The sequence below is a fragment of the Streptomyces sp. HUAS MG56 genome, from assembly GCF_058673395.1.
The window spans coordinates 2,068,340-2,093,515 of the sequence record NZ_CM178722.1; the positions used below are offsets into that span (position 1 = coordinate 2,068,340).

Sequence of the window (25,176 nt, forward strand, 5' to 3'; positions counted from 1 at the left end):
GGAGGACGGGCACGGCGGAGGGCGGGCACAGCGGAGGACGGGCACAGCGGAGGACGGGCACAGCGGAAGCCGGGCACGGCGGAGTCCGGGCACCGCCGGAGATCAAGTACGGCCGGAGATCAAGCACGGCCGGGAGGAGGTACCGTCAGCGGCCAGATGCAGCCGGAGGTCAAGCGCCGCCGGAGACCAGGCGTCGCCAGAGCCCGGGCGCTCCCTGAGACCATGCACTGCCGGGGCCCCGGCGCTCCCTGAGACCAGGCACTGCCGGAGCCCGGGCCCCCCGGAGGCCAGGCACCACCCGGGCCCAAGCACTCGCGGAGACCAAGCCCCCCGGAGACCAAGCACCGCCAGGAGCCACGCACCCCCCGCGAACCGGTGGCACCGTCAGAGCCCAAGCGTCCCGGGAACCAAGCGTCGTCGAAGGTCAAGCGCTGCCGGGCGCGAGCCGTTGGCGGAGCACTGCGACCCGGCGGTACAGCTCGCCCGCCTCGGTGCCCCGGCCGAGGCGCTCCAGGCAGTGAGCCTCGTCGTTGCGGCTGGCGAGGGTGTCGGGGTGGTCGGGGCCGAGGACGCGCTCACGGGCGGCGGCGACCCGGCGGTACCCGGCGAGGGCCTCGCCCCACCGGCCCAGCCAGCCCAGGGCCACCGCGACCTCCCGGTGGCTGACGAGCGCGTCCGGGTGGGCGGGCCCGAGGGCCTGCTCGCGCAGCAGGCACACGTCGCGGGCCTCGGCCAGGGCCTCCTCCCAGCGGCCGAGCCGGCCGAGGTTGACCCCGAGGCCGTGCCGGGCACGCAGGGTGTCGGGGTGGTCCGGCCCCAGGACGCGGGTGCGGTCCTCGATCAGTTCGCGGTACAGCCGCAGGGCGTCCGTGCTGCGGCCCAGCCGGCCGAGGCTGAGCGCCGTCTCGTAGCGGGCGGCGAGGGTGTCGGCGTGGTCCGGACCGAGTACCCGCGCCCGGGTCGCGGCGACCTCTCGGTACAGCGCGAGAGCCTTCTCCCAGCGTCCCAACTGCCCCTGTGCATAGGCGACTTCGCAGTGCGAGACCAGGGTGTCCGGATGGTCCGCACCGAGCACGCGCGCCCGCGCCGCCGCCACGTCGAGGGCCGTGCGCAGCGCGTCGTCCAGGCGGCCCAGTCTGCCGAGGGTGCAGGCGAGATTGTGCCCGCAGCGCAGCGTGTCCGGGTGATCGGGGCCCATGGCCCGCACCCGTGCGGCCAGCACGGCGGCGTACACCTGATGGGCCTCGAAGTGACGGCCCAGCCGACCGAGGACGTAGGCGGTCTCCTGGCGGGCGGCGAGCGTGTCGGGGTGGTCGGCGCCGAGCACGCGCGCTCTCGCCTCGGCGACGTCCGTGTAGGCCGCCAGCGCGTCGGTGAAACGGCCGCCGCGAACGAGGCGCTCCGCGGCGAGGGTCGTGGTCGTGGACCGTCGATCGTCCACGGGCGCGTCGGGGCCGCCGGGGACGTCGGGGCCGGCCGCGCCCACGCGTCGGTCGCCGCTCGCCGGACGCGGCCGCGCGCTCGTTCCGGGCGCCTCCGGTGCGCCGGCCCGGGCCGGTACGCGCCCCGCCCTGATCCGGCGGACCAACTCCCCGGCGTCGTACGGCCGTTCCTCCGGTCGTTTGGCGAGCAGGTCGAGGATGATCTCCTCCAGGTGGGCGGGCAGTTCGGGACGCAGTTCGCGCAGCGGCCGCGGCGGGGTGTCCCGGTGCCCGATGAGGATCGCCCAGGCGTCCGGCAGGTCGAACGGCGGCGCCCCGGTGGCGATTTCGTACAGCACGCAGCCCAGCGAGTACAGGTCGCTGCGCCGGTCCACCTCGCCGCCGCCGATCTGTTCCGGAGACATGTAGTGCGGGGTGCCCAGGGCGACGCCGGTGCCGGTCAGCCGGGCCGTGAGGCCGATGTCCTGGCCGAGGCGGGCGATGCCGAAGTCACAGATCTTCACGGTACTGTCGGCCAGCCGCACGATGTTCGCGGGCTTCAGGTCCCGGTGGACGATGCCGCGTTGATGGGTGTAGGCGAGGGCGGCGGCGATCTGGTCGGCGATGTCCGCCACCTCGTCCACGGGCAGCGGATGCCCCTTGTTCTCCTCCAGCATGCGGCTCAGGTCGCGGCCGTCCAGCAGCTCCATCACCAGGTACGGCATACCGTCGCACTCGCCGAAGTCGTGGACGACGGTCACCCCGCAGTGCGAGAGCGCGGCGGCCACCCGGGCTTCACGGCGGAACCGCTCCCGCAGCACGCCGGAGAGGGCCGCATCGTGGTAAGGCCCCAGCGGTTTGAGGCACTTCACCGCGACCTGCCGGCCCAGGGACTCGTCCCGGGCCCGCCACACCTCGCCCATCCCGCCCCGCCCGAGCAGTTCGAGCAGCCGGTACCGGCCCTGAACGAGCCTGTTCTCCCCCATCGCGATCCGCCGCCCCGTCGCCGTCCGCCCCCGCCCCCGGAGACCGGCCCGGACCGCATCCGGCCGCACCGCGCCGGCCCGATCCGCGCCACACCCCCCTGCTCGTCCAGTATGGCGGCCTATCGTCCAAGTTTGTACGGTGCCGGACGCGCGTCCGGGCCGAGCCTCGCCATCGCGCGCAGGACGTGTTTGGGCGGCAACTGCCAGCGCAGACGTGCGGGAACGGCGCGCAACAGCCTGCCCGTGGCCCGCAGCCGGCGGGTGACGACCGCAGGTGCGGGGGCCGGTCTGCCGTACAGCTCATGGGCGTACGGAGGCAGAGCGGCGTACGCCAGGTGCGCCACGCGCCGCCAGAGCACGTCGCGCGCCGGTACGAGGAGGGGATGCGTCGGCGGGCGGAGGAGGAAGTCGTCCACCACATGCGCCTCGGGTCCCGCGGCCAGTTCCGGGCGCACCTTCTCGAAGTACGCGGCCAGTTCCGCGCGGCTCGCCGGTACGGTCCCGGGGTCGAGGCCCACCAGGCGTGCGCTGACGCGGTGTTCGGCGATGTAGCGGTCGGCGTGGGCGTCGGTGAGGGGGAAGCCGGAGCGGCGCAGGACGTGCAGATACGAGTCGATCTCCGCACAGTGGACCCACAGCAGCAGCGCGGGTTCGTCCACGCCGTAGCGCTCGCCGGTGTCCGTGTCGGTGGCGCCGAGCATGCCGTGGATCCTCCGGACGCGGGCGCCGGCCCGCTCCGCCGCCTCGGTCGTGCCGTACGTCGTCGTGCCGACGAAGCCGGCGGTGCGCATGAGCCGGCCCCAGGCGTCGTGCCGGCCACCCTTTTGACGATCAAACGCCGTGGAGTTCTGGAGCACGCCGCGCACCGCACGCGGGTGCAGCGCCTGGAGATACAGCGCACGGACGCCGGCGACCCACATCATGGGGTCGCCGTGCATCTGCCAGGTCACGGAGTTCGGCGTGAACAGCCCGGGATCGCCCATGTCCGCAGGCTAACGCCGCACCCTCGGCATCCCCAGACCGATCCAGGAGATGATCTCGCGCTGGATCTCGTTGTTGCCGCCGCCGAAGGTGAAGATGACCGCCGAGCGGTAGCCGCGCTCCAGTTCGCCGTGCAGGACGGCGCCCGCGGAGCCCTCCTTGAGGGGTCCGGCCGCCGCGATGATCTCCATGAGCCAGGCGTAGGCGTCCCGGCGGGCCTCGGAGCCGTAGACCTTGACGGCGGAGGCGTCCTGCGGGGTGAGCGTGCCCTCCTGGACGGCCGTGACCATCTGCCAGTTCATGAGCTTCATCGCGTCGAGCCGGGTGTGGGTGCGGGCCAGCAGCCGGCGCACCCAGGCCAGGTCGGCGACCCGGCGGCCGTCGGCGAGCTTGGTCTCGCGCGCCCAGCGCTGGACGTCGTACAGGGCGCGGACGGCCATCGTGCCGTGGGCGGCGAGGGTGACGCGCTCGTGGTTGAGCTGGTTGGTGATCAGCCGCCAGCCCTGGTTCTCCTCGCCGACGCGGCGGGAGACCGGGACGCGGATGTTCTCGTAGTAGCTGGCGGTGGTGTCGTGCGAGGCGAGGGTGTTGATGACGGTGCAGGAGTAGCCGGGGTCGGAGGTCGGCACCAGCAGCATGGTGATGCCCTTGTGCGGCGGGGCGGCGGGGTCGGTGCGGGTGGCGAGCCACACCCAGTCCGCGGTGTCGCCGTTCGTCGTCCAGATCTTCTGCCCGTTGACGACGTACTCGTCCCCGTCGCGTACGGCCCTGGTCTTCAGCGCGGCCAGGTCGGTGCCGGCGTCGGGCTCGCTGTAGCCGATCGCGAAGTCGATCTCGCCGGAGAGGATGCGCGGCAGGAAGTACGCCTTCTGCTCCTCGGTGCCGAAGCGCATCAGCGTGGGGCCGACGGTGTTCAGCGCCATGAGCGGCAGCGGTACGCCGGCCTGGGCGGCCTCGTCGAAGAAGATGAACTGCTCCATCGCCGTCATGCCGCGCCCGCCGTACTCCTTCGGCCAACCCACGCCGAGCCAGCCGTCGGTGCCGAGCCGGCGGACGGTGTCGCGGTAGAACCGCTTCTGCGCGGCCGGGTCGGCGTACCGGGCGTAGGCGTTGTCCGGCACCAGTTGCGCGAAGTAGGCGCGCAGCTCGGTGCGCAGTCGCTGCTGCTCGGGCGTGTGGTCGAGATGCACGGCGCCTCCAGGCTCCCCAAGGGCGGTCCTGACGGCGCACACCGTAGAACGTGTTTCAGAAATAGGGAATGACGCGCTCGGGACGAATTCCGGTGGCGGCCCGGCGTCGGCGGCGTCGCCGTCCGTCCATCACCGGTCACACATTGTGTCCGGTTCGCCCGGGTTTGAGTGGGGTATCCCTGTCCTATGAGTACCGCATCGACGCAGCTGGCCGCAGCGAGCGGCCTCATGAGCCTCGTCCTGTTCATCGTGGCCATGGGTGTCCTCGCGCTGCTCGCCGGCGGATTCTGGATGAACTCCCGAGTCAAGTACCGCGAGTCCCCCCGCCCCCGCCCCGAGGAGCAGCCCACGCTGCCGCCGGAGGGACCGGTGCGGGAAGTCCGGGAGAACAGGGAATCCCAGGACGTCCCCGTGATCCCCAAGGGCGGTCGCCCGCTCACCCCGTACGAGCTGAGCAACCAGGACACCAGGCCGAGCGCGTCGAAGGAACGTCCGCGCTGGAGCCGGGGGTCCAGCGGCTCGTTCGGCGGCGGCGGACTCGGCGCCCACTGACCCCCGACCCGAACGACCCCGCCGACCGGACCACACCGCCACACCCCGCACAGCAGTCCCGGCCCGCGCCGGGTCGCCCTACGCCCCTAGGAGTCCCTCCGGGCGGCGTCCAGGCGGCCGACGCGGGCCACGTTCTGCCGGTCCTCGGCGTCCTGGCTGGGCTCGGCGGCGAACCACGCGTCGAGGATCTCCTTCAGCACCGGTGCGGAGGTCAGACGGAGGCTGAGCGCGAGCACGTTGGCGTCGTTCCAGCGGCGGGCGCCGTCCGCCGTCACGGCGTCCGTGCACAGGGCCGCGCGGACACCGGGCACCTTGTTGGCCGCGATGGACGCGCCCGTGCCGGTCCAGCAGCACACCACCGCCTGGTCGGCCGTGCCCTCGGCGACCTCCCGGGCGGCCGCCTCCGAGCAGACCGCCCACTGCGGGTCGGCCCCCGGGCGCAGCGCGCCGTGCGCCCGCACCTCGTGGCCGCGTCGTGCCAGCTCGGCGAGGATCAGCCAGGCGACGGGTTCGTCCATGTCGGAGGAGACGGAGATCCGCATACCGGCGAGCGTAGCGGCTCCACCGGAAGCGCGTGACGCCCGCCTAGGAGTGCTGGGAGTGCCGTGCTCCGCGCGCGTCGTCGGGCCCCGCGGCCAGGCCGGTCAGCTCCCGGTGCAGCTCCTCCAGGGCGTCGAGGAGCACCGAGCGGTGGTACCAGCTCAGCCAGGCCGCCGTGTCGGAGGCCAGCAGGGCGAGGGCCTGGCTCTGGTCGCCGGTCGGGCGGTGCCCGGCCTCGGGCCAGTGCAACGTGATCACGCCGGTGCAGGACCCGGACCCCGACAGTACGGGGACGCTGTCCACGGCGCGGGTGCCGGTGCCCAGCAGGACCCGCCGGGACTCCTCGGACAGGAGCGTGTCGGCGGCCACGTCGGGCACGCTCACCCGGCGGCCGAGCAGCCGGGCGACCGTGTCCGGCGTGCCCTCGTCCCAGCCGCGCACCAGGTGGTCCAGAAACGTATCCGCACAGCCGTGGTCGGACTCCAGCACGAGCGCGTTCACGGCCGGGTCGACACACCGCACGTATCCGGCACAGGCCCGCCCGGCGGCGAGCGCCTCGTGCAGCACGGCGTCGATCATCTGCCGTCGGTAGCGCGGGTCCCGTCCCTCCCGGGCCAGGATCCGCAGCTGCGGCACGGGCAGCGACCGGCGCCCCGGGAACCAGACCGCGCCGTCCGGCGGCCGGGCCACGACGACGGCGGAGACGAGCACCCGCAGCGGCACGTTGAACCGCTGCGAGACCTCGCGCAGCACCCGGAAGGCGCCGGCGGAGTCCGGCAGGCCGTAGCGGACCATGACCACACCCTGCGCCATACCGATGACGGGAGCGGAGCGCACCCGGGCCCGCAGCGCGCGGACCTCCTTGCGCAGGTCCTCGTAACTGGGCCGCAGCGGATCGGAGATCTGCGACCGCCAGGCGGGCAGGTCCGCCCCGCGGGTGGCGGCCCGGGCCAGCTCACGCAGGGCGTCGTCGAGGGTGGCGTAGAGCCGGACGCCGTCGAGACGCGCGAGATGCACGGCCTCGCGCAGCCCGGGCCGGGCCCGGACGATGACCAGGTCCGGGCGGCCGGTGCGGGCCCGGGTCGTCTCGCTGAGCGCGCGCAGTACGGCGGCGCCGCCGAGCTGCACATGGGCCATGTCGAGGACGGGCCGCAGCCCCGCGAGATCCGCCTGTTCCAGATGCCCGCGCAGCTGCGCCGACCAGGCCTGGGCGCCCTCGGTGTCCAGGCTGCCGGACATACGCAGCAGCACCGCCCCCTCGGCGGGCAGCCCCTCGACGACGGACGACTCGATCAGGAGCGGGGCCGGCCTGCCGACGGGAACGGCCGGGACGGACGGGACGACCGGGGCGGACGGAACGGCGGAGGCGGGCAGGACGGCAGAGGGACCGGCAGCGGCGGACGCGGCGGCGGAAGGAGAGGAGACGGCGGGGTCGGCGGACGAGCCCGTCGGGGCGGACGGGCCGGCGTCGGAATCGGCGTCGGAATCCGAGGCGGGCTTCATGGCCCGGCCCGTCGGCGCGTCGCCGGGGCGTCCCGCCCGCTCCCGGCCCTCTCGCGGTCGTCGCGAACCTCCACCGCGTCCCCGCGGGCCTCCGGCGCCGCACGGGTCCCCGGCGCTTCCCCTGCTCCCCGCGCTCCCAGTGCTTCCAGCGCGGACGCCATCGTGGCGTGCACGCGGATGCCCGGCAGTCCCGCGGTGCGCAGCGCGTCGCGGGCGTGCGGGCGGGGCTGTACGACGGGCAGGGCGCGGCCGGAGAAGGCGAGGGCACCGGTGGCCCGGTCCAGGGAGCGCACGGCGGCCGGGCAGGCGAGGTACATCTCGGTCATGTCCAGCAGGGGGTGTTCCGCCGTCCGGTCGGCGTGGGCGATGTGTTCGGCGAGCGCCTCGGAGAACTCCACGGCGTTGGTGACGTCGACCGTGCCCCGGGCCTTCAGGACGCTGATCCCGCCCACCTCGGGGCGTCGCTCGTGCACGGTCTGCACGAGCAGCGGGGCCGAGCCGCGAGGGCGGGCGCGGGCACGGGACGGCCGGCCGTTTTCCATGGGATCGGGCTTCCTGGGTGGAGAAGGATCAGCCAGCCGCGTCTTGACCGGGGCTTCACTGTGCTCCGCCCGTGCCGCCGATGCAACGATTTTCCCCAGGCGTGTCGCACCCCGCGCGGACCCGGCCGGCAGCGGCCGCAGGGAGGCTCCGAAGGGCGGTGCGCGCACCCGGAGTTCCCGCGCCGGCCTCTCCCGCCGCCGCGGGGTGCGCCCGGATCGCGTGACCTCGTCCGGTCCAAGGTCGATACTGCCCTTAGCTCCATCCGAATGATCCCTCCAGCACCACCAGTGAACCCGGCCCGGCGGCGGAAACCGCAGGTCCCGAGCCCACCCGCAAGGCGCACTAGGAGATACCGATGAGGATGCTGATCAACGTGCCGGAGACCGTCGTGGCGGACGCGCTGCGCGGGATGGCGGCGGCGTATCCCGATCTGACCGTGGACGTGGAGAACCGGGTGATCGTCCGCCGGGACGCTCCCGTTGCCGGGCAGGTCGCGCTGGTGTCGGGCGGCGGGTCGGGGCACGAGCCGCTGCACGGCGGGTTCGTCGGCCACGGCATGCTGTCCGCCGCCTGCCCCGGGGAGGTGTTCACCTCGCCGGTGCCGGACCAGATGGCGCGTGCCGCGGCCGCCGTGGACAGCGGCGCCGGGGTGCTGTTCGTCGTGAAGAACTACACCGGCGACGTGCTGAACTTCGACATGGCGGCCGAACTGGCCGAGGACGAGGGCATCCAGGTCGCCAAGGTGCTCGTGAACGACGACGTGGCCGTGACCGACAGCCTCTACACCGCCGGCCGGCGCGGCACCGGCGCGACCCTGTTCGTGGAGAAGATCGCGGGCGCCGCCGCGGCCGAGGGGCAGCCGCTGGAGCGCGTGGAGGCCATCGGCCGCCGGGTGAACGAGAACTCCCGCAGCTTCGGCGTGGCCCTGAGCGCCTGCACGACCCCGGCGAAGGGCACCCCGACCTTCGATCTCCCGGACGGCGAGCTGGAGTTGGGCGTCGGCATCCACGGCGAGCCGGGCCGCGAGCGGCGGCCGATGATGACCTCCGGGGAGATCGCCGACTTCGCGGTGAACGCGATCCTGGAGGACATGCCGCCGCACAACCCGGTGCTGTTGCTGGTCAACGGCATGGGCGCCACCCCGCTGCTGGAGCTGTACGGCTTCCACGCCGAGGTGCAGCGGGTGCTCACGGAGCGCGGGGTCGCGGTGGCCCGTACGCTCGTCGGCAACTACGTCACCTCCCTGGACATGGCGGGCGCCTCGGTGACGCTGTGTCAGATCGACGAGGAGTTGCTGCGGTTGTGGGACGCACCGGTGTGCACCCCGGCGCTGCGCTGGGGCATGTGAGCGCCTCCCACCCCCCGGCTTCCACTGCTCAACCCCCTCACCACGCAAGGAGATCCAGTGCTCGACGCCGACTTCTTCCGCCGCTGGATGGCGGTGACCGCCGCGTCCGTCGACCGTGAGGCGGAGCGGCTCACCGAACTCGACTCGGCCATCGGGGACGCCGACCACGGCAGCAATCTGCAACGCGGCTTCCGGGCCGTGGCGGCCGCCCTGGAGAAGGAGGAGCCCGCCACGCCGGGCGCGGTCCTGACGCTCGCCGGACGGCAGCTCATCTCGACGGTCGGCGGCGCGTCCGGGCCGCTGTACGGCACGCTGCTGCGCCGGACCGGCAAGGCGCTCGGCGAGGCCGCCGAGGTCGGCGTGGAGCAGCTGGCCGCGGCGCTGGGTTCGGGGGTGGAGGGAGTGAAGCAGCTCGGCGGGGCGGTGGTCGGCGACAAGACCATGATCGACGCCCTGGAGCCGGCCGTGGCCGCGCTCGGGGACGGCTTCGCCGCCGCGCGGACCGCCGCCGAGCAGGGCGCCGAGGCGACCACACCGCTGCAGGCCCGCAAGGGCCGGGCGAGCTACCTCGGCGAGCGCAGCATCGGCCACCAGGACCCGGGCGCGACCTCGTCGGCGCTGCTGATCGCCGCACTCGAAACAGCCGCTTCGCCGGCGGGGGGCCGGTCGTGAGCGACGAGAAGCTGGTCGGGATCGTGCTGGTGTCGCACAGCGCGGAGGTGGCCGCGTCGGTCGCGCAGTTGGCGAAGGGTCTCGCGGGCGGGGCCGAGGAGGTGCTCGTGGCCCCGGCCGGCGGCACCGAGGACGGCGGGCTCGGCACCAGCGCCGAGTTGATCTCCGCCGCGGCTGCCGCCGTCGACCGGGGCGCCGGGGTCGCGGTGCTCGGCGACCTCGGCAGCGCGGTGCTGACCGTGAAGGCACTGCTCGCCGAGGGCGACGAACTGCCGGACGGCACCCGCCTGGTGGACGCGCCGTTCGTCGAGGGCGCGGTGGCCGCGGTGGTCACCGCCGCCGCGGGAGCGGGCCTGGACGCGGTGGAGGCCGCGGCGGCGGAGGCGTACACCTACCGCAAGGCATGACGGCCGCGCGGGCGGCGGGGGCGGAGGGGCGGGGCGGTCACTGGCCGGTCGCGAACAGGCGGGCCAGCCGCTCTCCCGTCGCCACCGCCGCCGCGTGGTCCTCGACGGGCTTCACGCGGGAGTCCTTGAACACGATGTAGGTGACGCCGGAGGGCGCGCCGCCGTCGTTCGGGTCGGTGCTGATGCCGAGACCCCGGGCGGTGGCGTAGGAGGCCTCGCCGATGAGGTCGCGCGGGCCGATGTCGCCGACCACCGCGTACTGCACCCGGTCGCGGTAGACGACGGCGGCGACGGCGCCGCCGCGCACGCCGTCGTCGCGGTGGTCCCAGATCCGGCTCGGTGCCGGAATCACGATGTAGGGCAGTGTCTCGGCGTTCAGGCCGCGGCCGTTGGACTGCGGGTAGGCGGTGGTGGCGGCGAACCCCGGGTCGGTGCCGCGGTTGCAGTGGGCGGTGCTCTGGCCGTCGCAGTCGATGTCCAGGTCGGCCTTCCAGAACACGGCGTCCCGTGTCCCGCACACGGGTACGGTCGCGGGGCGGTCGGCGTCGGTGCGATAGCGGCCCCGGGAGATCTGGTGGCATTCGCCCACCCGGGACAGCAGTTCGGTGGCGGCGACGGCGCCCTCGCTCCGGGCCTGGGGGCGCTCCCGCGGCGGGACGGCTACAGCGGCCGCGGGCACCGCGGCCGGGGCGAGCAGGGCTACGCCGGCCGCGGCCAGCGTCAGCGACTGGACACGCACGATGGGGGACCCTCTCGTCGAGGACGGGCGGACCCGCGCCACTGTGCTGCGGGTTCGTGCCCGCGACCGTTCGGGCCGCTCCGAAGGGGCCGTATGGAGCACGCTTCTGACGCCCCGTGAGGGACAAGAGGATTATCTGTGACCACAGGGGGCCGGGGATCCGGGCGCGAAGCCGGCCCGGATCCCCCGGCCGCCCGCGTCGGCGCGGCTCCGGCGACGACAGCGTGTCCGCGCCGGCGGCGTGAACTCCCGTGTCCTCTCGGTCAGTTCAGCCGCAGGGAGCCTCAGCATACGTAACTCTCCCGGATGGTCACCAACACGGGTCCCGCCCGCCGGTCACCCCGTACGACCCTCTTGCCGCCGCCGCGCCCGCCGGGCATATTGGTCCGGACCTTTGAGGTCGATGCCGATGCCGTCCCCGGGGAGGCAGAGGGGAGGCAGAGCCGTGCGACGCGCACCCCTGCCGCTCGTTCTGGTCTGCGGAGCCCTGCTGCTGGTCGCGTCCTGCGGCTGGAGCCGGGCCGACGACACCGACGACGGCCGTGCCCCCGGCGCGCCGACCGGGGTCACCGCGCTGGCGGGCAGCGCCACGAGCGTGCACGTGATGTGGAACGCGGTGACCGACGGTCCCGGCATCCGCACCTACGAGGTGTACCGCGGCACCACGAAGGCGGCCGAAGTGCCGGGTTCGCAGCACATGGTGGACGTCGTCAGGCTCAGGCCGTCCACCCGGTACGCCTTCACCGTGCGGGCCCGGGACGACCAGGGCCGCCTCGGTCCGCCGAGCCGCGCGGTGCCGGCGCGGACCCCGGCCCGGGTGGCGGCCGACCGCTCGGCCCCGACCCGGCCGTCGGCGCCCGTCGGGCGGGTCGTGGGCAGCCGCGCGGTCCAGCTGTCCTGGGGCGCCTCCCGGGACGACCGGGGCGTGGTCTCGTACGACGTCTACCAGGGCGGGGCGAGGATCCACACCGTCGGCGGCGGCCGGACGGCGACCGTGGTCACCGGGCTGCGCCCGGGCACCGCCTACGTCTTCACGGTCCGGGCCCGGGACGCGGCCGACAACCTCTCCCCCGCGAGCGGACCGGTCCGCCTCACCACGCCGGGTACCGACGACGGCCGCGCCACCGCGCCCACCGGCTTCACCGCCGGGACCCACCGGTCCGGCGGGGCCTCCTGCATCGATCTGTCCTGGGACCCGCCGGCCGCGGACGGGGTGATCACCGAGTACCAGATCGAGCTCGACGGCAGGGCGGCCACCTCGCTGGTGTGGGGCGGCACACCGCCGACCGGGCGGTCGAGCTACAGCTTCTACGGCGGCTCCGGCACCGGCCCCGGCGCGGAACACCGGGTACGGCTACGGGCCCGGCTGCCGGACGGCACCTGGGGCGGCTGGTCACAGGAACGAACGGTGACCACCTGACACCGGTGATCGGGGCGGACGAGCGGGCGATGCTGCGCCGCACGGAGGAAACCGTCACCTGACCGGCCGCCTCCCGCATGCAGGCCCCCGCGCCGGCGCCTTGGCTGCTGCCCAGGCGCACGGACGTACCCGACCCTCGGCGGCCCATGGGACGCACCGCCGGCCGTGCCGCCGGAGGCCGGCCATGTGCTGCACGCGTCTTCTGCTCCGCTCCGGGCCGGTCCTGGCCGCCGCCCTCGCGCTTCCCGGCGGCCAGGCCGTCGCGGAGCCGGGCATCTCCGTCAGCGCCGTCGGGTCCACCGTCTCGGTGGTCACGAGCGCGTGCACGCGGACCGACGGCAGCTGGGGCAGCGCCGCCCTGCTGACCGGGCGGCAGACGAACGTCTCGGCGGGCAGGCGGAGCGCCCTGGCGGGCACGGCCGCCGGCCAGTCCGCGACCTGGTCGGGCGTGCGCCCGGGGACGTACACCGTGGTCGTGGTCTGCTCCGGCGGCAGCACGGCGGGCACCCGGTCGGTGCGCGTCCCGTCGTCCTCGGCCGCGCCGTCCCTCGGCATCATGGGCGGCCTCGGCGGCGCCGCCCGGGACTACGGCCCGCTGACGCTGGGCATCGGCGCGGCCCTGGTCGGCAGCGGGGTGGCCGCCACGGGCCGGTACCTGCGCCGCCGTTGACGCCGTTCCGGTTCGACACGGCCGTACCGGCGCGCCCGCCCCGCGCGGGGCTCAGGCGCCGTCCGGCAGGTCGGCGAGCTCGCTCAGCGCGTGGGTGAGCCACTGGGTCCAGAAGGTCTCCAGGTCGATGCCGGCCCGCAGCACGAGGTGGCGCAGCCGGTCCTCGGGGGCGTCCCGGTCCGGCGGGAAGTCCCGCTGCTCGATCCCCCGGTACTCGGCCAACTGCCACCGGTGCAGCTCCAGATGGCGGCGCAGGTCCGCCTCCAGACCCGCCGTGCCGACCACCGCGGCGGCCCGCAGCCGCAGCAGGAGCACGTCCCGCTGCGGCTTGGGGTCCTGCGCGGCCGCGGTCCAGCGGGCCAGCTCGGCGCGGCCGGCGGGCAGGACCTCGTAGCTCTTCTTCTGCCCGCGGGCCGGCGCCTGCGCCGGCAGCGCGCGGATGAGCCCGTCGGCCTCCAGCTTCCCCAGCTCGCGATAGATCTGCTGGTGCGTCGCGGACCAGAAGTAGCCGATCGACTTGTCGAAGCGGCGGGTCAGTTCCAGTCCCGACGACGGCTTTTCCAGCAGGGCGGTGAGGATCGCGTGCGGGAGTGACATGGGCTCATCCTAGGGAGGCGGGCAGGTGCGGCAGGCGCCCTACAGCGCCGCCGCCAGCTCCGTGCCCTGCTTGATCGCCCGCTTGGCGTCCAGTTCGGCCGCGACGTCCGCGCCGCCGATCAGATGGACGCTGCGCCCGGCGGCGGCGAGCTCGTCGTACAGGTCGCGGCGCGGCTCCTGGCCGGTGCACAGGACGACCGTGTCGACCTCCAGGACCGTACTCTCCTCGCCGACGGTGATGTGCAGTCCGGCGTCGTCGATGCGGTCGTAGCGCACGCCCGGGACCATGGTCACGCCCCGGTGCTTCAGCTCGGTGCGGTGGATCCAGCCGGTGGTCTTGCCGAGCCCGGCGCCGACCTTGCTGGTCTTGCGCTGGAGCAGGTGGACCTGGCGGGGCGGGGCGGGCCGCTCGGGTGCGGCGAGGCCGCCCGGCGTCCGGTAGTCCATGTCGACGCCCCAGCCGCGGAAGTACGTCGCGGGGTCCTCGCTCGCCTTGTCGCCGCCGTCGGTGAGGTACTCGGCGACGTCGAAGCCGATGCCGCCGGCGCCGAGGACGGCGACCCGGTCGCCGACGGCGACGCCGCCCTGCAGCACGTCGAGGTAGCCGAGGACGCGGGGGTGGTCGACGCCCGGGATGTCGGGGGTGCGCGGGGTGACGCCGGTCGCCACGACGACCTCGTCGTAGCCGGTGACGGTCTCGGCGGTGACCCAGGTGTCGAGGCGTACGTCGACGCCGTGCGCGTCGAGCTGGTGGCGGAAGTAGCGCAGGGTCTCGTCGAACTCCTGCTTGCCGGGGACCTTGCGGGCGACGTTGAGCTGACCGCCGACCTCGCTCGCGGCGTCGAAGAGCGTGACCGCGTGTCCGCGTTCGGCGGCGCTCACGGCGCAGGCGAGGCCCGCCGGTCCCGCGCCGACGACGGCGACGCGCTTCTTCAGCCGGGTCGGCGCGAGCACCAGCTCGGTCTCGTGGCAGGCGCGCGGGTTGACCAGGCAGGAGGTGATCTTGCCGCTGAAGGTGTGGTCGAGGCAGGCCTGGTTGCAGCCGATGCAGGTGTTGATGGCCTCGGGCGTGCCGGCGGCGGCCTTGGCGACGAAGTCGGGGTCGGCGAGCATCGGGCGAGCCATGGAGACCATGTCGGCGAAGCCGCCGGCCAGCAACTCCTCGGCGACCTCGGGGGTGTTGATGCGGTTGGTGGTCACCAGGGGGACGGACACCTCGCCCATCAGCTTCTTGGTGACCCAGGTGTAGGCGCCGCGCGGCACCGAGGTGGCGATGGTGGGGATGCGGGCCTCGTGCCAGCCGATGCCGGTGTTGATGATCGTCGCCCCGGCGGCCTCGATCTCCTTGGCGAGGGTGACGACCTCCGGCAGCGAGGAACCGCCCGGAACCAGGTCCAGCATGGACAGCCGGTAGATGACGATGAAGTCCTCGCCGACGGCCTCGCGCACCCGCTTGACGATCTCGACGGGGAAGCGCGTCCGGTTCTCGTAGGAGCCGCCCCAGCGGTCGGTGCGCCGGTTGGTCTGCAGGGCGATGAACTCGTTGATGAGGTAGCCCTCGGAGCCCATGATCTCCACGCCGTCGTAGCCGGCCTGCCGGGCGAGGCGGGCGGCGCGGGCGTAGTCGTCGATGGTCCGCTCGATGTCGGCGTCGCTCAGCTCGCGCGGCACGAAGGGGCTGATGGGCGCCTGGAGCGGGCTCGGCGCGACGAGGTCCTGGTGGTAGGCGTACCGGCCGAAGTGCAGGATCTGCATCGCGATCCGGCCGCCCTCGCGGTGCACGGCCTCCGTGACGGTCCGGTGCTGCTCGGCCTCGGCCTCGGTGGTGAGCTTGGCGCCGCCCTCGTACGGCCGGCCCTCGTCGTTGGGCGCGATGCCGCCGGTGACGATGAGGCCGACGCCGCCGCGCGCGCGGGCCGCGTAGAACGCCGCCATCCGCTCGAAGCCGCGCTCGGCCTCCTCCAGGCCGACGTGCATGGAGCCCATCAGCACGCGGTTGGGCAGGGTGGTGAAGCCCAGGTCGAGCGGGGTCATCAGATGCGGGTAACGGCTCATCGGGCCCTCCGTGCACGGGTGTCGTCACTCCTTGTTGTAGAGGACACCCGAGCCTTTGTGCAACTAGTTGCACAACTATGGGAGGGTGACACCGACCACTCTGTACCTACTAGTATGTACAGTCGCACGGCAGAGCACGGACCGCCACCCGCCTCCGAGAGGACCGCCATGCCCTTCGTCCGGATCGACACGCTCGGCACCGACCCCGCCCGGCTCGACGCGCTCGGCCAGGCCGTCCAGGGCGCCCTGGTGGAGACGCTCGGCGTCCCGCCCGAGGACCGCTTCCAGGTGCTGACCGGCCACGACGGCGTGACCGGCACGCTCCGCTACGACGCCCACCTCGGCGTGCCCAAGGACGACTTGGTGGTGTTCGTCGCGATCACCCTGCGCGCCGGGCGCGCCCCGGACCGCAAGCGCGCGCTGTACCGGCGGATCGCCGAGCTGGTGCACGAGCGCACGGGCACGGACCCGGCGAACGTGCTCGTCACCCTCACCGAGAACGCGTCCGCCGACTGGTCCTTCGGGAACGGCGTGGCGCAGTACGCCCCGGACGGCGAGGGGCCGGCCGGGGCGCTGCGGTGACGCTGCGCGATCGGTGTCAGGCGCTCTCCAGGCGCAGGTGCAGATCCCGCTCCTGGTCGCCGGAGGCCGTGCAGGTCTCCTGGACGGTGAAGATCGAGTCCAGGGTGTGCCGGAACCGGTCCACGGCCCAGTAGCCGCCCTGGACGTCCGCCTGGACGGGCGAGCCGAGGTGGACCGGCGCACAGTGCGGCACATGCTCGTCCGCGATGTCGTAGGTGCCGAGCCACACCATCGGCCGGACCTCGTGCAACTGCTGGGGTACCTCCTCGGCGCCCCGGTCGGACGCGAAGCAGGACCTCAGGGCGTCGAAGACGATGCGGGCGTCCTCCTTGGAGCCGCTGATCTCCACCGTGACGGTTTCCGGATGCGACCGCTCCGTGTGTGCCATTGATCGCTCCTTTCGTGGCCGCGCTGCGGTGGAACGGGGTACCCCCGCCGAGCCCCGTCCATCCCCGTCCCCCCTCAGGAAAGCACCACGGGCCCGTGAGCACACCCCCAGCCGGGGTTCAGCCGCGCGTGAACTTGTACGTCTTGCTGTCCGTGAGGATGCAGAAGCCGGGCGACATCACGATCACGCGCAGGATGCCGGTGCGCCGGTCGTAGTCGATGCCCTCCACCTCGAAGGTGCCCGAGCAGGAGCTGCGCAGCGGCAGCTGGCGCAGGGCGGTGACGTGGCCGGTGACGTCCGAGGAGCCGGGGGTGGCCGACAGGTCGATCTGGAGCAGCGGCTTGGTCATGCCGAACAGGCTGCCGTCGGGGTCGTCCGAGGAGCACAGCAGGGTGGTGGGGCCGGAGAAGTCGCAGCCCTGGACGTCACGGACCGGGTGGTCCAGGTCGACCTTCGAGGCCAGCGGGAGGTCGGCCGAGGGCGAGGTGCTCGCGTTGACGCCGGGGGTCGGGAAGACCAGCAGGCGGTTCATCGTGCCCCACTCGCCCGAGAGCATCCACTGGCCGTCGGGGGAGATCGCGTCCCACGAGTTGTTCAGGGCCTCGCCGGAGCTGAGCGTGTGCACGTACTCCGACCAGGTGCCGTCGGGCGCCTGCACGCGGTACATCTTCGAGTTGCCGGAGTCCTGCTGGTAGGGCTCGACGTAGTAGCCGTTGTACGAGGCGTCGGGGTCGCCGACGTGGTTCCAGCCACGAACGGAGACACTGAGGGGGATGGTGCCGATACCGGTGTAGTGGTTGGGGCTGTTCGCCGGCACCTCCACCGAGGTCAGCCCCTGGCTCTCGGTCAGCGGGTCGGCGCGGTCGGAACCGGTCTCGGTCCAGGTGTCGGCCGCGGAGGCGGGCACGGGCGCGGCCAGGGACACGACGGCGGCGGTGGCCAGGGTGACGAGTCCGGCGAGGACTGTGTGACAACGTTGCCGGGCGGACACGGGCATGGCCGACTCCTCGGGTGGGGTGGGGGCTGCGTACGGGGGCACTCGGTCGGCGGACAGTCTGACCCGGCCACGTAGTCATGTACAGGCCAATCGAGCAACATGAGCGTGAACACTCCCGGTGCGCGCACGACGCGTGCAGGATGTCCGGGAGGCCGCACCGCCGCGGCGGAGGCACCCGGTACGGCGGCTTCGGCGGACGCGTGCCGCCGCGGTGAGAGATGGTGGAGGTAGCCGGCGAACGCGCCGGGGAGTCGGGTGTGACGCGGTGGACCAAGGGCAGCCGGCACGGGGGACCACGTGCCGAGCCGACGGGCGAAGGCGGTGCAGTGCATGAGTGCAGCCGAGGCTCCGGTGACGCAGGGCGGCGATGCCGCCCGCGGGCCGGTACGGCCGGGCGGCCTGCTCGACGTGCTGGGCGTGGCGTCGGTGGTGCTGGACACCACCGGCCGGATCGTGCTGTGGAGCCCGCAGGCGGAGGAGCTGTTCGGGTACAGCGCGCACGAGGCCCTCGGCCAGTACGCCGCCCGGCTGATGGTCCACGAGCGCCACATCGAGCTGGTCGGCAAGCTCTTCGCCGATGTGATGCGCACCGGGCAGAGCTGGGCCGGCGGTTTCCCGATCAAGCACAAGGACGGCAGCACCCGCCTGGTGGAGTTCCGCAACATGCGGCTGCTGGACGACCGAGGTGACGTGTACGCGCTCGGTCTCGCCGCCGACCAGTCGACCGTGCGGCGCCTCGAACAGGACGTCGCCCTCTCCGAGCGGATGGTCGAGCAGTCGCCGAGCGGCCTCGCCGTCCTGGACCCGCAGCTGCGGTTCGTCTCGGTGAACCCGGCGCTGGAGCGGATCAACGGACTGCCCGCCGCCGACCACGTGGGGCGCCCGCTGGCCGAGGTCCTGCCCCTGCTGGCGACCGAGCCCCTGGAGGCGGAGGCCCGGCAGGTGCTGCGGACCGGGGTGCCGGTGATCGACCGGCCCGTGGTCGGCCGTACGTCGGCCGACCCGGAGCAGGACCACACCTGGTCGATGTCGCTGTACCGCCTGGAGGACGCGCTGGGCAACGTGCTGGGCGTCGCGGCCTCCGTGATGGACATCACCGAGCAGCACCGGGCCTCCGTGGAGGCGGAGACGGCGCGGCGCCGCCTCGCGGTCATCGCCGACGCCTCCGCCCGGATCGGTACGACGCTCGAACTGGACCGCACCGCCTGCGAGTTGGCCGATGTCGCGGTGCCTGAGCTGGCCGACGTGGCCGCCGTGGACCTGCTGGACACGGTGGTGGAGGGCCGGCGCAGCACGCTGGGCCCGACGGAGCCGGCGGTGATCCGGGCCCTCGCGGTGCGCCCCCAGGACGACTCGGAGGCCGTACGGGCCGCGGACTTGCCCGGCGCGACCGCCCGGTACGAGCCCGACCGGCTGGTCACCGAGTGCGTGCGCTCGGCCGAGGCGGTCCTGGTGCCGCACGTGAAGGACGAGGACCTGCCGCGCATCGCCCGCTCCCCCGAGGCCGCCGGGCTCCTGGGCCGGGCGGGCCTGCACTCGTATCTCGCGGTCCCGTTGATCGCCCGCGGCGAGGTGCTCGGCGCCCTGGACCTCAAACGCACCCGCAATCCCGCGCCGTTCGACGAGGACGACGTCCTGCTCGCCCGCGAGCTGGCCGCCCGCGCGGCGGTGCAGATCGACAACGCGCGCTGGTACCAGAACGCCCGCAACACCGCCCTCACGCTCCAGCGCAGCCTGCTGCCCAGCCATCCGCCGGTCACCACCGGCCTGGAGGTGGCCTCGCGCTACCAGCCGGCCGGGGCGACGAGCGAGGTCGGCGGCGACTGGTTCGACGTCATCCCGCTGGAGGGCGGCAGGACCGCGCTCGTGGTCGGCGACGTGATGGGCAGCGGGATCAGCGCCGCCGCGACGATGGGCCGGCTGCGCACGGCGACCACCACGCTCGCCCCCCTCGGCCTGGACCCGGCGCTGCTGCTGGAGCACCTGGACAAGACGACGTCCGCCCTGGACCACTCCATCGCGACCTGTGTGTACGCCGTCCACGACCCGCATCTGCGGCAGTGCCGGATCGCCAACGCCGGTCATCTGCCCCCCGCCCGGGTCCGCCCCGGCCGGCCGCCGGAGCTGCTGGACCTGCCGACCGGGGTACCGCTGGGAGTGGGCGGGATCGAGTTCTCCACCGTCACCGTCGACTTCGCGCCCGGCGACGAACTCGTCTTCTACACCGACGGGTTGGTGGAGACCCGCTGCCACTCGCTGGACGAGCGCCTGGACTTCCTGCTGTCCCTGCTCGACGACCCCGCCCGCCCCCTGGAGGAGACCTGCGACCTCCTCCTGCGCACCCTGCACCACCCCGACAACCACGACGACGTCGCCCTGCTCATCGCCCGGGCCCAGGAACTGCCGTAACTGAGGCGGACGTTACGGCCGTTCGCCGATGACCACGTGCGCGTACAGCTCCTCCGACTCCGCCAGACGGGCCGTCAGACCCGCGTCGGCAAAGGCGCGCAGGGCGGCCGGGACCTGGCGTTCGCCGGTCTCGGACAGCAGACGGCCGCCCGGTGCGAGCCACGCGGGCGCCTCGGCGGCCACCCGGCGCAGCACGTCGAGGCCGTCCGCACCGCCGTCCAGGGCGACCAGTGGCTCGTGGTCGCGGGCCTCGGCCGGCAGCAGCGGCACCTCGGCGGTGGGGACGTAGGGCACGTTGGCCAGCAGGACGTCGACGCGACCGCGCAGTCCGGCGGGAAGGGCGTCGTAGAGGTCGCCCTCGTGGGCCCGGCCGCCGAAGGGGGCGAGGTTGCGGCGGGCGCAGCGGACGGCGGCCGGGGCGATGTCGGCGGCGTGCACCTCGGCGCCGTCCAGGGCGGCGGCCAGGGCCGCGCCGAGCGCGCCGGAGCCGCAGCACAGGTCCACGACGACGGACGCGTGCGGCGCCAGGGCCAGCGCCCGGTCGACCAGGAACTCGGTGCGGCGGCGGGGGACGAACACCCCCGGTGCCACGCCGATGCGCAGCCCGTGGAACTCGGCCCAGCCGAGGACCTGTTCGAGCGGGAGCCCCGCGACGCGCCGGTCCACCATCGAGGTCAGTTCCGCGTCGGTCCGGGCGGTGGCGAGGATCAACTCCGCCTCGTCCTCGGCGAACACGCACCCGGCGGCGCGCAGCGCCGAGACGACGGCTTCAGGAGGAACGGCATCGGGAGAAACGGCGTCAGGAGGAAAAGGAGAGTGCACGGAGGGCGTGAGCCTTTCGGGAGCGCTTGACCGGTGGGCGCTCCCCGCGGTCACCGCTAGCGGTGCACCGCGCCGTCCTGAGGAGAGAGCACCCCGGCTGACACAGCGGTGATGGGTCCCACCTCCTCGTCCGTCGGGGCCGCGACCGTTCGCGACCGGACGGCCACCCTACCCCAACGGCCGCGCGGCGCCGCCCCGGCGGACCCTGCGGAAAAGCGGGTGACGCGCCGCCCGGGCCGTGGTTACGATCCCCGCGATGACGACTCACCCGACTCTGCGATTGGGGGTCCCGTCCGCGCAAGGTGAGCGCTGATGCTCACGTCGACCGCGTACGGGAATTCCCGTCTTTCCCTGTGGCAGCGCGTGCGTGCGTACGCCGTGCCACCGTCCATGATCGAGCCGGCCACCGCCCGGCGTGCCGCCGGGGACTGGGCGGGGGCCTGTGCCGCCGCCCGGATCGACGTCGACCTCGATCTGCGCCGCGTCGCCCGCGCCCACGGCCACGACCTCGCGGCCCGGCTCCGCGCCGACCTCCGGCATCTCGCCCCCGACCTGCTGCGCTGGCACATGCCGAGGATCGCGCCCGACGGCCTGCTGCGCCCCGGGCTGACCCTCACACTGGCCCGGTACGACGGGTCCGGCCGGGCCGGTCCGCTGCACCTCGTGGTCCGCACGCCGCCGGCCTGGGCGGATGCCGGCCAGCGGATCGGCCTCGCCCTGTGGGATCCGGCCGGGGCCATGACCGGCCGCCATCCGCACCCGCGCCCGAGCCGGCGGTACCGGCTCGATCTGCACCGGCATCTGTGGGACGCCCGCAGGTCGGCCGAGCTGCGCAACCGCTCGGGGGCCGGCGGGCCTGCGCCGCCGGACGCCGATCCGCTGGGCCTGGCCCCGCCGGGGCACGGCTGTGCCGTCGGCCGGTGGGCGGCCGAGGCACGCCTCCTGCTGGCGGCCGAGGGGCGGCCGGCCGGTGCCTTCGCCGTACGGCTCGGCGGCGGGCGCAGGCTGGTCCTGGCGGTGGCCGCGGACGGGGGCGACGTCCCCGGTCCGGCCGGCCACCTGCGCGCGGCCGACCGGACCGACGGGCCCCCTGGCCCGTCCGGGCGCGGGCCCCGGGACCGGCCGTACTCCGTCGTGGACGACGTCGGCGGGGCGGACCTGCGGATCGTCACCGGGCGTGTACCGGGCGGCCTCTCGGCCGTGCCGGTGCTGCCCGACGCGGCGACCTGGATCCCGCCCGACCTGGAGCTGCTCCGCGCCGGGCTGCTCACGCCGGACGGGCTGCATCCGCTGGTGGCCGCCGCGCTGGTCCCCGGGCACCGGCCGGACGGGCCGCCGCCCGGCGCCGATCCGGTGGCGGAGGCACCCGCCGTGGACTGCCGGGGTGCCCGGCACCGGATCGGTCTGGTCGACGGCGTCCTGGTCCCGCTGGACCACGGACCGGACGAGATCCGGCGCGAGGAGCTGCTGGCCTCGCTCGGCGGCCCGGTGCTGCCGTGTCTGCGGGTCATCGACGAGGCGCACCGGCGCCCGGACTGTCTCACCGGCGTCCGGGAACGGCTGGACCACGGCGACAGCGCCGGGGCCCTGGCCGTGGTCGAGGCGCTGCTCGGTCCAGGCGCGGTGCTGCGCGACGGTCCCCTGCGGGACGAGCTGACGGCCGCGGCCGAGCGGCGCATCGCCTACGGCCTGTACCGCGCGGGCCTGACCGGCCCGGAGCACGCCCCCGCCGACCCGTACCGCAAGCACACCCGGCACCGGAAGTCCCACCACAGGCTGCGCTGAACCGCCCACCCACCACGCCCACTTGGCGAACATCTCTTGCCTTCCAGCCGACTTCACAAGCCTCAAGGTGATGACACATGTCTGTCTCCGTCTCCCCCGCCCCTCAACTCGACGTCGCCGAAACCCTGTTGACGCTCCTCCGGGACACCACCACCGAGCCGCGCGCCGACATGCAGCTGGAGGCGCTCACCCTGGCCGTGGCCGCGGACCTTCCGGTCCTGCTGTGGGGTGAGCCCGGCATCGGCAAGACGGCGGCGCTGACCCAGCTCGCGACGGCGCTGGACCTGCCGCTGACCACCGTGATCGCGAGCGTGCACGAGCCGTCCGACTTCTCGGGGCTGCCCGTCGTAGGAGACGACCCCGCCGTGCAGGGCGTCCCGATGGCCCCGCCGGACTGGGCGGTGCGGCTGGTGCGCGCCGGGCGGGGGCTGCTGTTCCTGGACGAGCTGTCCACCGCTCCCCCGGCGGTGCAGGCGGCGCTGCTGCGGCTCGTGCTGGAGCGGCGGATCGGCGCCCTGCGGCTGCCGGCCGGGGTGCGGATCGTGGCCGCCGCCAACCCGCGCTCCTCGGCGGCCGACGGCTGGGAGCTGAGCCCGCCGCTGGCCAACCGGTTCGTGCACCTGCAGTGGACCCACGACCACGAGGTCGTCGTACGCGGTCTCGGCGGGACCTGGCCGCGCGCGGCCCTGCCCCGGCTCGACCCGGCGCGGCTGCCGGAGGCCGTGGCCTTCGCCCGGCGCGCGGTGTGCGCGTTCCTCGGCGCACGGCCGGGGCTCGTGCACAAGCTGCCGAACGGGGAGGGCCGGCGGGGCGGGGCGTGGCCGTCACCCCGGAGCTGGGAGGCGACGCTGCGGCTGATCGCCTTCGCGACCGCCGCCGGTTCCGCGCGGGACGTGCTGTCGCTGCTGGTCCGCGGCACCGTCGGGGACGGACCCGGGCTGGAGCTGCTGGCGAGCCTGGACCGGATGGACCTGCCCGACCCGGAGTCGCTGCTGGCCGACCCGGCGGGTGCCGTGCTGCCCGAGCGCGGGGATCTGTGCCAGGCCGCGCTGGACGGAGTGGTGGCCGCGGTGCGGGCGCGGCCGGAGCGGGCCCGCTGGGACGCGGCCTGGGCGCTGCTGGTGCGGGCGATGGAGACCGGCGCGCCGGACGTGGTGGTCGTCCCGGCGGCCACGCTGGCCGCGCTGCGCCGGGAGGACTGGGACGTGCCGGCGGCGATCGAGCGGCTGGCCGGGGTGGTGTCGCTGTCCCGGCGGGCCGACGAGGCCGCGCGGCGCCCCGCGCGGACCGCGGGGGCCCGGCGATGACGGCGGACGCGCCCGGGGCGCTGGACCTCGGCAAGCTGTTCGCGGCCCGGCTGCACGCGGCCCGGGTCCGGCCGTATCTGGCGACGGCGTTGTTCGCGCTGCGCCCGGTGGAGTCGCGGCAGGTGCCGACGATGGGCGTCGACCGGTACTGGCGGTGCTACGTCTCCGCGGCGTTCGTGGACCGCACCCCGGTGGCGGAGTTGGCGGCGGTGTGGGTGCACGAGGTGGCGCATCTGCTGCGCGACCATCACGGGCGCGGTGACCGGGTGGCCCGCGAGCGCGGGCTGACCGGTCCGGCGGAGCGGCTGCGGATGAACATCGCCGCGGACTGCGAGATCAACGACGACGTGTACGGCGACGGTCTGATGTGCCCCGAGGACGCCGTGACACCGGGGAAAATGGGGCTGCGTCCGGGCGAGTTGATGGAGGACTACCTGCGGCAGTTCCGGCTCGGGCCGCGCCTGGCACGGCAGGCCTGGCTGGACTGCGGCAGCGGCGCCGACGGGCTGGAGCGGCCCTGGGAGCTGGGGCCCGACGGCGCGCACGGGCTGAGCGAGCAGGAGCGGGACGCGGTCCGGTTCCGGGTGGCCCAGGGCATCAGGGGCGCACCGGGCAATGCCCCGCAGGGCTGGCGGCGCTGGGCCGAGGAGGTGTTCCATCCGCCGCAGCCCTGGCGCCAGTTGCTGGGCTCGGCGCTGCGCTCGGCCGTCTCGGCGTCGGGCGTGGGCGAGGACTACCGCTACGGGCGTCCGGCGCGGCGCTCGGCCGGGCTGCCCGAAGTGGTGCTGCCGAGTCTGCGGCGCAGTCCGCCGCGGGTCTGTGTGGTGGTGGACACCTCGGGCTCGGTCAGCGACGCCGAACTGGGCAGCGCACTGCTGGAAGTCGCCGCGATCTGCCGGGCGTCGGGCGGGCGGCGGGACCTGGTCTCCGTGCTGTCCTGCGACGCGGCGGCCCAGACGGTGCAGCCGCTGTGCCGCACGGAGGGCATCGAGCTGGTGGGCGGCGGCGGGACGGACCTGCGCACCGGGTTCGCCCGGGCGCTGCGCATGCGGCCCGACGTGGTGGTGGTCCTGACGGACGGCCAGACTCCGTGGCCCGAGGCACGGCCGCCCTGCCGGACGGTGGTGGGCCTGTTCCCGCGGGCCGGCGGGTCGTACGACGAGAACGATCCCGGCTACCGGCCGGACACACCGCCCGCGTGGGCGCGGGTGGTGACGATCGGCTCGGCGTCGGGATGAGGCGCCGGCAGGGGCACCGCCCGC

Annotated in this window: 23 protein-coding genes; 11 read left to right on the forward strand and 12 right to left on the reverse strand. The window is 74.4% G+C overall.

Annotated elements, in window-relative coordinates; genetic code table 11:
• Window positions 1-424: 424 nt before the first annotated feature.
• The 3 genes from AC4OXY_RS10020 to AC4OXY_RS10030 form a co-directional block, all read right to left on the reverse strand.
• Entirely contained in the window at window positions 425-2,407 is a 1,983-nt protein-coding gene (locus AC4OXY_RS10020; RefSeq protein ID WP_491993712.1) for a serine/threonine-protein kinase, read from the reverse strand.
• 119 nt (window positions 2,408-2,526) lie between these two features.
• On the reverse strand, window positions 2,527-3,390 hold the full coding sequence (locus AC4OXY_RS10025; RefSeq protein WP_491993713.1) for an oxygenase MpaB family protein: 864 nt from the start codon (window positions 3,388-3,390) through the stop codon (window positions 2,527-2,529).
• 9 nt (window positions 3,391-3,399) lie between these two features.
• Window positions 3,400-4,578, reverse strand: a complete 1,179-nt coding sequence (locus AC4OXY_RS10030; RefSeq protein WP_491993714.1) for an acyl-CoA dehydrogenase family protein — start codon at window positions 4,576-4,578, stop codon at window positions 3,400-3,402.
• Between the two features lie 186 nt (window positions 4,579-4,764).
• Here AC4OXY_RS10030 and AC4OXY_RS10035 point away from each other — a divergent pair, with 186 nt between their 5' ends.
• On the forward strand, window positions 4,765-5,130 hold the full coding sequence (locus tag AC4OXY_RS10035; protein WP_356023702.1) for a DUF6479 family protein: 366 nt from the start codon (window positions 4,765-4,767) through the stop codon (window positions 5,128-5,130).
• Window positions 5,131-5,216: 86 nt separating this feature from the next.
• On the opposite strand, the gene AC4OXY_RS10040 is transcribed toward AC4OXY_RS10035, so the two are convergent.
• From AC4OXY_RS10040 to AC4OXY_RS10050, 3 genes are read right to left on the reverse strand one after another with little or no spacing between them, the layout of a single operon-like run.
• Window positions 5,217-5,672 carry an RpiB/LacA/LacB family sugar-phosphate isomerase gene (locus tag AC4OXY_RS10040; protein WP_491993715.1) on the reverse strand — a complete coding sequence of 152 codons (456 nt, stop codon included), beginning with the start codon at window positions 5,670-5,672 and terminating at the stop codon, window positions 5,217-5,219.
• A 43-nt stretch (window positions 5,673-5,715) separates the two neighbouring features.
• Window positions 5,716-7,173: an ANTAR domain-containing protein gene (locus AC4OXY_RS10045; protein WP_491993716.1), complete on the reverse strand. Its 1,458-nt coding sequence runs from the start codon at window positions 7,171-7,173 to the stop codon at window positions 5,716-5,718.
• Window positions 7,170-7,715, reverse strand: a complete 546-nt coding sequence (locus tag AC4OXY_RS10050) for an STAS domain-containing protein (RefSeq protein ID WP_376295205.1) — start codon at window positions 7,713-7,715, stop codon at window positions 7,170-7,172. The genes AC4OXY_RS10045 and AC4OXY_RS10050 overlap by 4 nt, the downstream gene beginning before the upstream one ends.
• A gap of 356 nt (window positions 7,716-8,071) precedes the next feature.
• Between AC4OXY_RS10050 and dhaK the strand changes: the two genes are divergently transcribed.
• Genes dhaK through AC4OXY_RS10065 form a run of 3 tightly spaced genes read left to right on the forward strand, consistent with a single transcriptional unit; the run spans window position 8,072 to window position 10,143 of the window.
• A complete protein-coding gene (gene dhaK, locus AC4OXY_RS10055; RefSeq protein WP_356023694.1) occupies window positions 8,072-9,064 on the forward strand; it encodes a dihydroxyacetone kinase subunit DhaK in 993 nt (330 codons plus the stop codon).
• A gap of 57 nt (window positions 9,065-9,121) precedes the next feature.
• The gene (dhaL, locus tag AC4OXY_RS10060; RefSeq protein WP_491993717.1) at window positions 9,122-9,736 is read left to right on the forward strand and encodes a dihydroxyacetone kinase subunit DhaL; all 615 of its coding nucleotides are present in this window, start codon (window positions 9,122-9,124) and stop codon (window positions 9,734-9,736) included.
• The gene (locus tag AC4OXY_RS10065; RefSeq protein WP_356023690.1) at window positions 9,733-10,143 is read left to right on the forward strand and encodes a PTS-dependent dihydroxyacetone kinase phosphotransferase subunit DhaM; all 411 of its coding nucleotides are present in this window, start codon (window positions 9,733-9,735) and stop codon (window positions 10,141-10,143) included. Before dhaL ends, AC4OXY_RS10065 begins: the two co-directional genes overlap by 4 nt.
• A 37-nt stretch (window positions 10,144-10,180) precedes the next feature.
• Here the strand turns inward: AC4OXY_RS10065 and AC4OXY_RS10070 are convergent, their stop codons facing one another.
• Window positions 10,181-10,882: a glycoside hydrolase family 75 protein gene (locus AC4OXY_RS10070; RefSeq protein ID WP_356023689.1), complete on the reverse strand. Its 702-nt coding sequence runs from the start codon at window positions 10,880-10,882 to the stop codon at window positions 10,181-10,183.
• A 445-nt stretch (window positions 10,883-11,327) separates the two neighbouring features.
• Here AC4OXY_RS10070 and AC4OXY_RS10075 point away from each other — a divergent pair, with 445 nt between their 5' ends.
• Together AC4OXY_RS10075 and AC4OXY_RS10080 are read left to right on the forward strand one after the other, a co-directional pair.
• Complete coding sequence (locus AC4OXY_RS10075) at window positions 11,328-12,302, forward strand: fibronectin type III domain-containing protein (RefSeq protein ID WP_491993718.1); 975 nt, start codon at window positions 11,328-11,330, stop codon at window positions 12,300-12,302.
• A gap of 184 nt (window positions 12,303-12,486) precedes the next feature.
• Window positions 12,487-12,972: a hypothetical protein gene (locus AC4OXY_RS10080; RefSeq protein ID WP_356023686.1), complete on the forward strand. Its 486-nt coding sequence runs from the start codon at window positions 12,487-12,489 to the stop codon at window positions 12,970-12,972.
• 51 nt (window positions 12,973-13,023) lie between these two features.
• Here the strand turns inward: AC4OXY_RS10080 and AC4OXY_RS10085 are convergent, their stop codons facing one another.
• Both AC4OXY_RS10085 and AC4OXY_RS10090 read right to left on the reverse strand, forming a co-directional pair.
• A complete protein-coding gene (locus AC4OXY_RS10085; protein ID WP_356023684.1) occupies window positions 13,024-13,569 on the reverse strand; it encodes a PadR family transcriptional regulator in 546 nt (181 codons plus the stop codon).
• 39 nt (window positions 13,570-13,608) lie between these two features.
• Window positions 13,609-15,624, reverse strand: a complete 2,016-nt coding sequence (locus tag AC4OXY_RS10090) for an oxidoreductase (protein WP_491993719.1) — start codon at window positions 15,622-15,624, stop codon at window positions 13,609-13,611.
• A gap of 168 nt (window positions 15,625-15,792) precedes the next feature.
• On the opposite strand from AC4OXY_RS10090, the gene AC4OXY_RS10095 reads away from it, so the two are divergent.
• Window positions 15,793-16,206 (forward strand): tautomerase family protein, encoded by a 414-nt coding sequence (locus tag AC4OXY_RS10095; protein ID WP_491993720.1) that lies wholly within the window; start codon window positions 15,793-15,795, stop codon window positions 16,204-16,206.
• 16 nt (window positions 16,207-16,222) lie between these two features.
• Here AC4OXY_RS10095 and AC4OXY_RS10100 read toward each other — a convergent pair whose 3' ends face one another.
• On the reverse strand, window positions 16,223-16,594 hold the full coding sequence (locus tag AC4OXY_RS10100) for a hypothetical protein (RefSeq protein ID WP_362822937.1): 372 nt from the start codon (window positions 16,592-16,594) through the stop codon (window positions 16,223-16,225).
• 118 nt (window positions 16,595-16,712) lie between these two features.
• Window positions 16,713-17,591, reverse strand: coding sequence for a hypothetical protein (locus AC4OXY_RS10105; protein WP_491993721.1), 879 nt, complete (start codon window positions 17,589-17,591; stop codon window positions 16,713-16,715).
• A 330-nt stretch (window positions 17,592-17,921) separates the two neighbouring features.
• Here AC4OXY_RS10105 and AC4OXY_RS10110 point away from each other — a divergent pair, with 330 nt between their 5' ends.
• Complete coding sequence (locus AC4OXY_RS10110) at window positions 17,922-20,000, forward strand: SpoIIE family protein phosphatase (protein ID WP_356023674.1); 2,079 nt, start codon at window positions 17,922-17,924, stop codon at window positions 19,998-20,000.
• A gap of 12 nt (window positions 20,001-20,012) precedes the next feature.
• Here the strand turns inward: AC4OXY_RS10110 and AC4OXY_RS10115 are convergent, their stop codons facing one another.
• Complete coding sequence (locus AC4OXY_RS10115) at window positions 20,013-20,822, reverse strand: putative protein N(5)-glutamine methyltransferase (protein WP_491993722.1); 810 nt, start codon at window positions 20,820-20,822, stop codon at window positions 20,013-20,015.
• Window positions 20,823-21,134: 312 nt separating this feature from the next.
• Here AC4OXY_RS10115 and AC4OXY_RS10120 point away from each other — a divergent pair, with 312 nt between their 5' ends.
• From AC4OXY_RS10120 to AC4OXY_RS10130, 3 genes are all read left to right on the forward strand, one after another.
• A complete protein-coding gene (locus tag AC4OXY_RS10120; RefSeq protein ID WP_491993723.1) occupies window positions 21,135-22,607 on the forward strand; it encodes a hypothetical protein in 1,473 nt (490 codons plus the stop codon).
• Window positions 22,608-22,684: 77 nt separating this feature from the next.
• A complete protein-coding gene (locus AC4OXY_RS10125; protein ID WP_491993724.1) occupies window positions 22,685-23,914 on the forward strand; it encodes an AAA family ATPase in 1,230 nt (409 codons plus the stop codon).
• A complete protein-coding gene (locus AC4OXY_RS10130) occupies window positions 23,911-25,152 on the forward strand; it encodes a vWA domain-containing protein (RefSeq protein WP_491993725.1) in 1,242 nt (413 codons plus the stop codon). Before AC4OXY_RS10125 ends, AC4OXY_RS10130 begins: the two co-directional genes overlap by 4 nt.
• Window positions 25,153-25,176 lie beyond the last annotated feature (24 nt).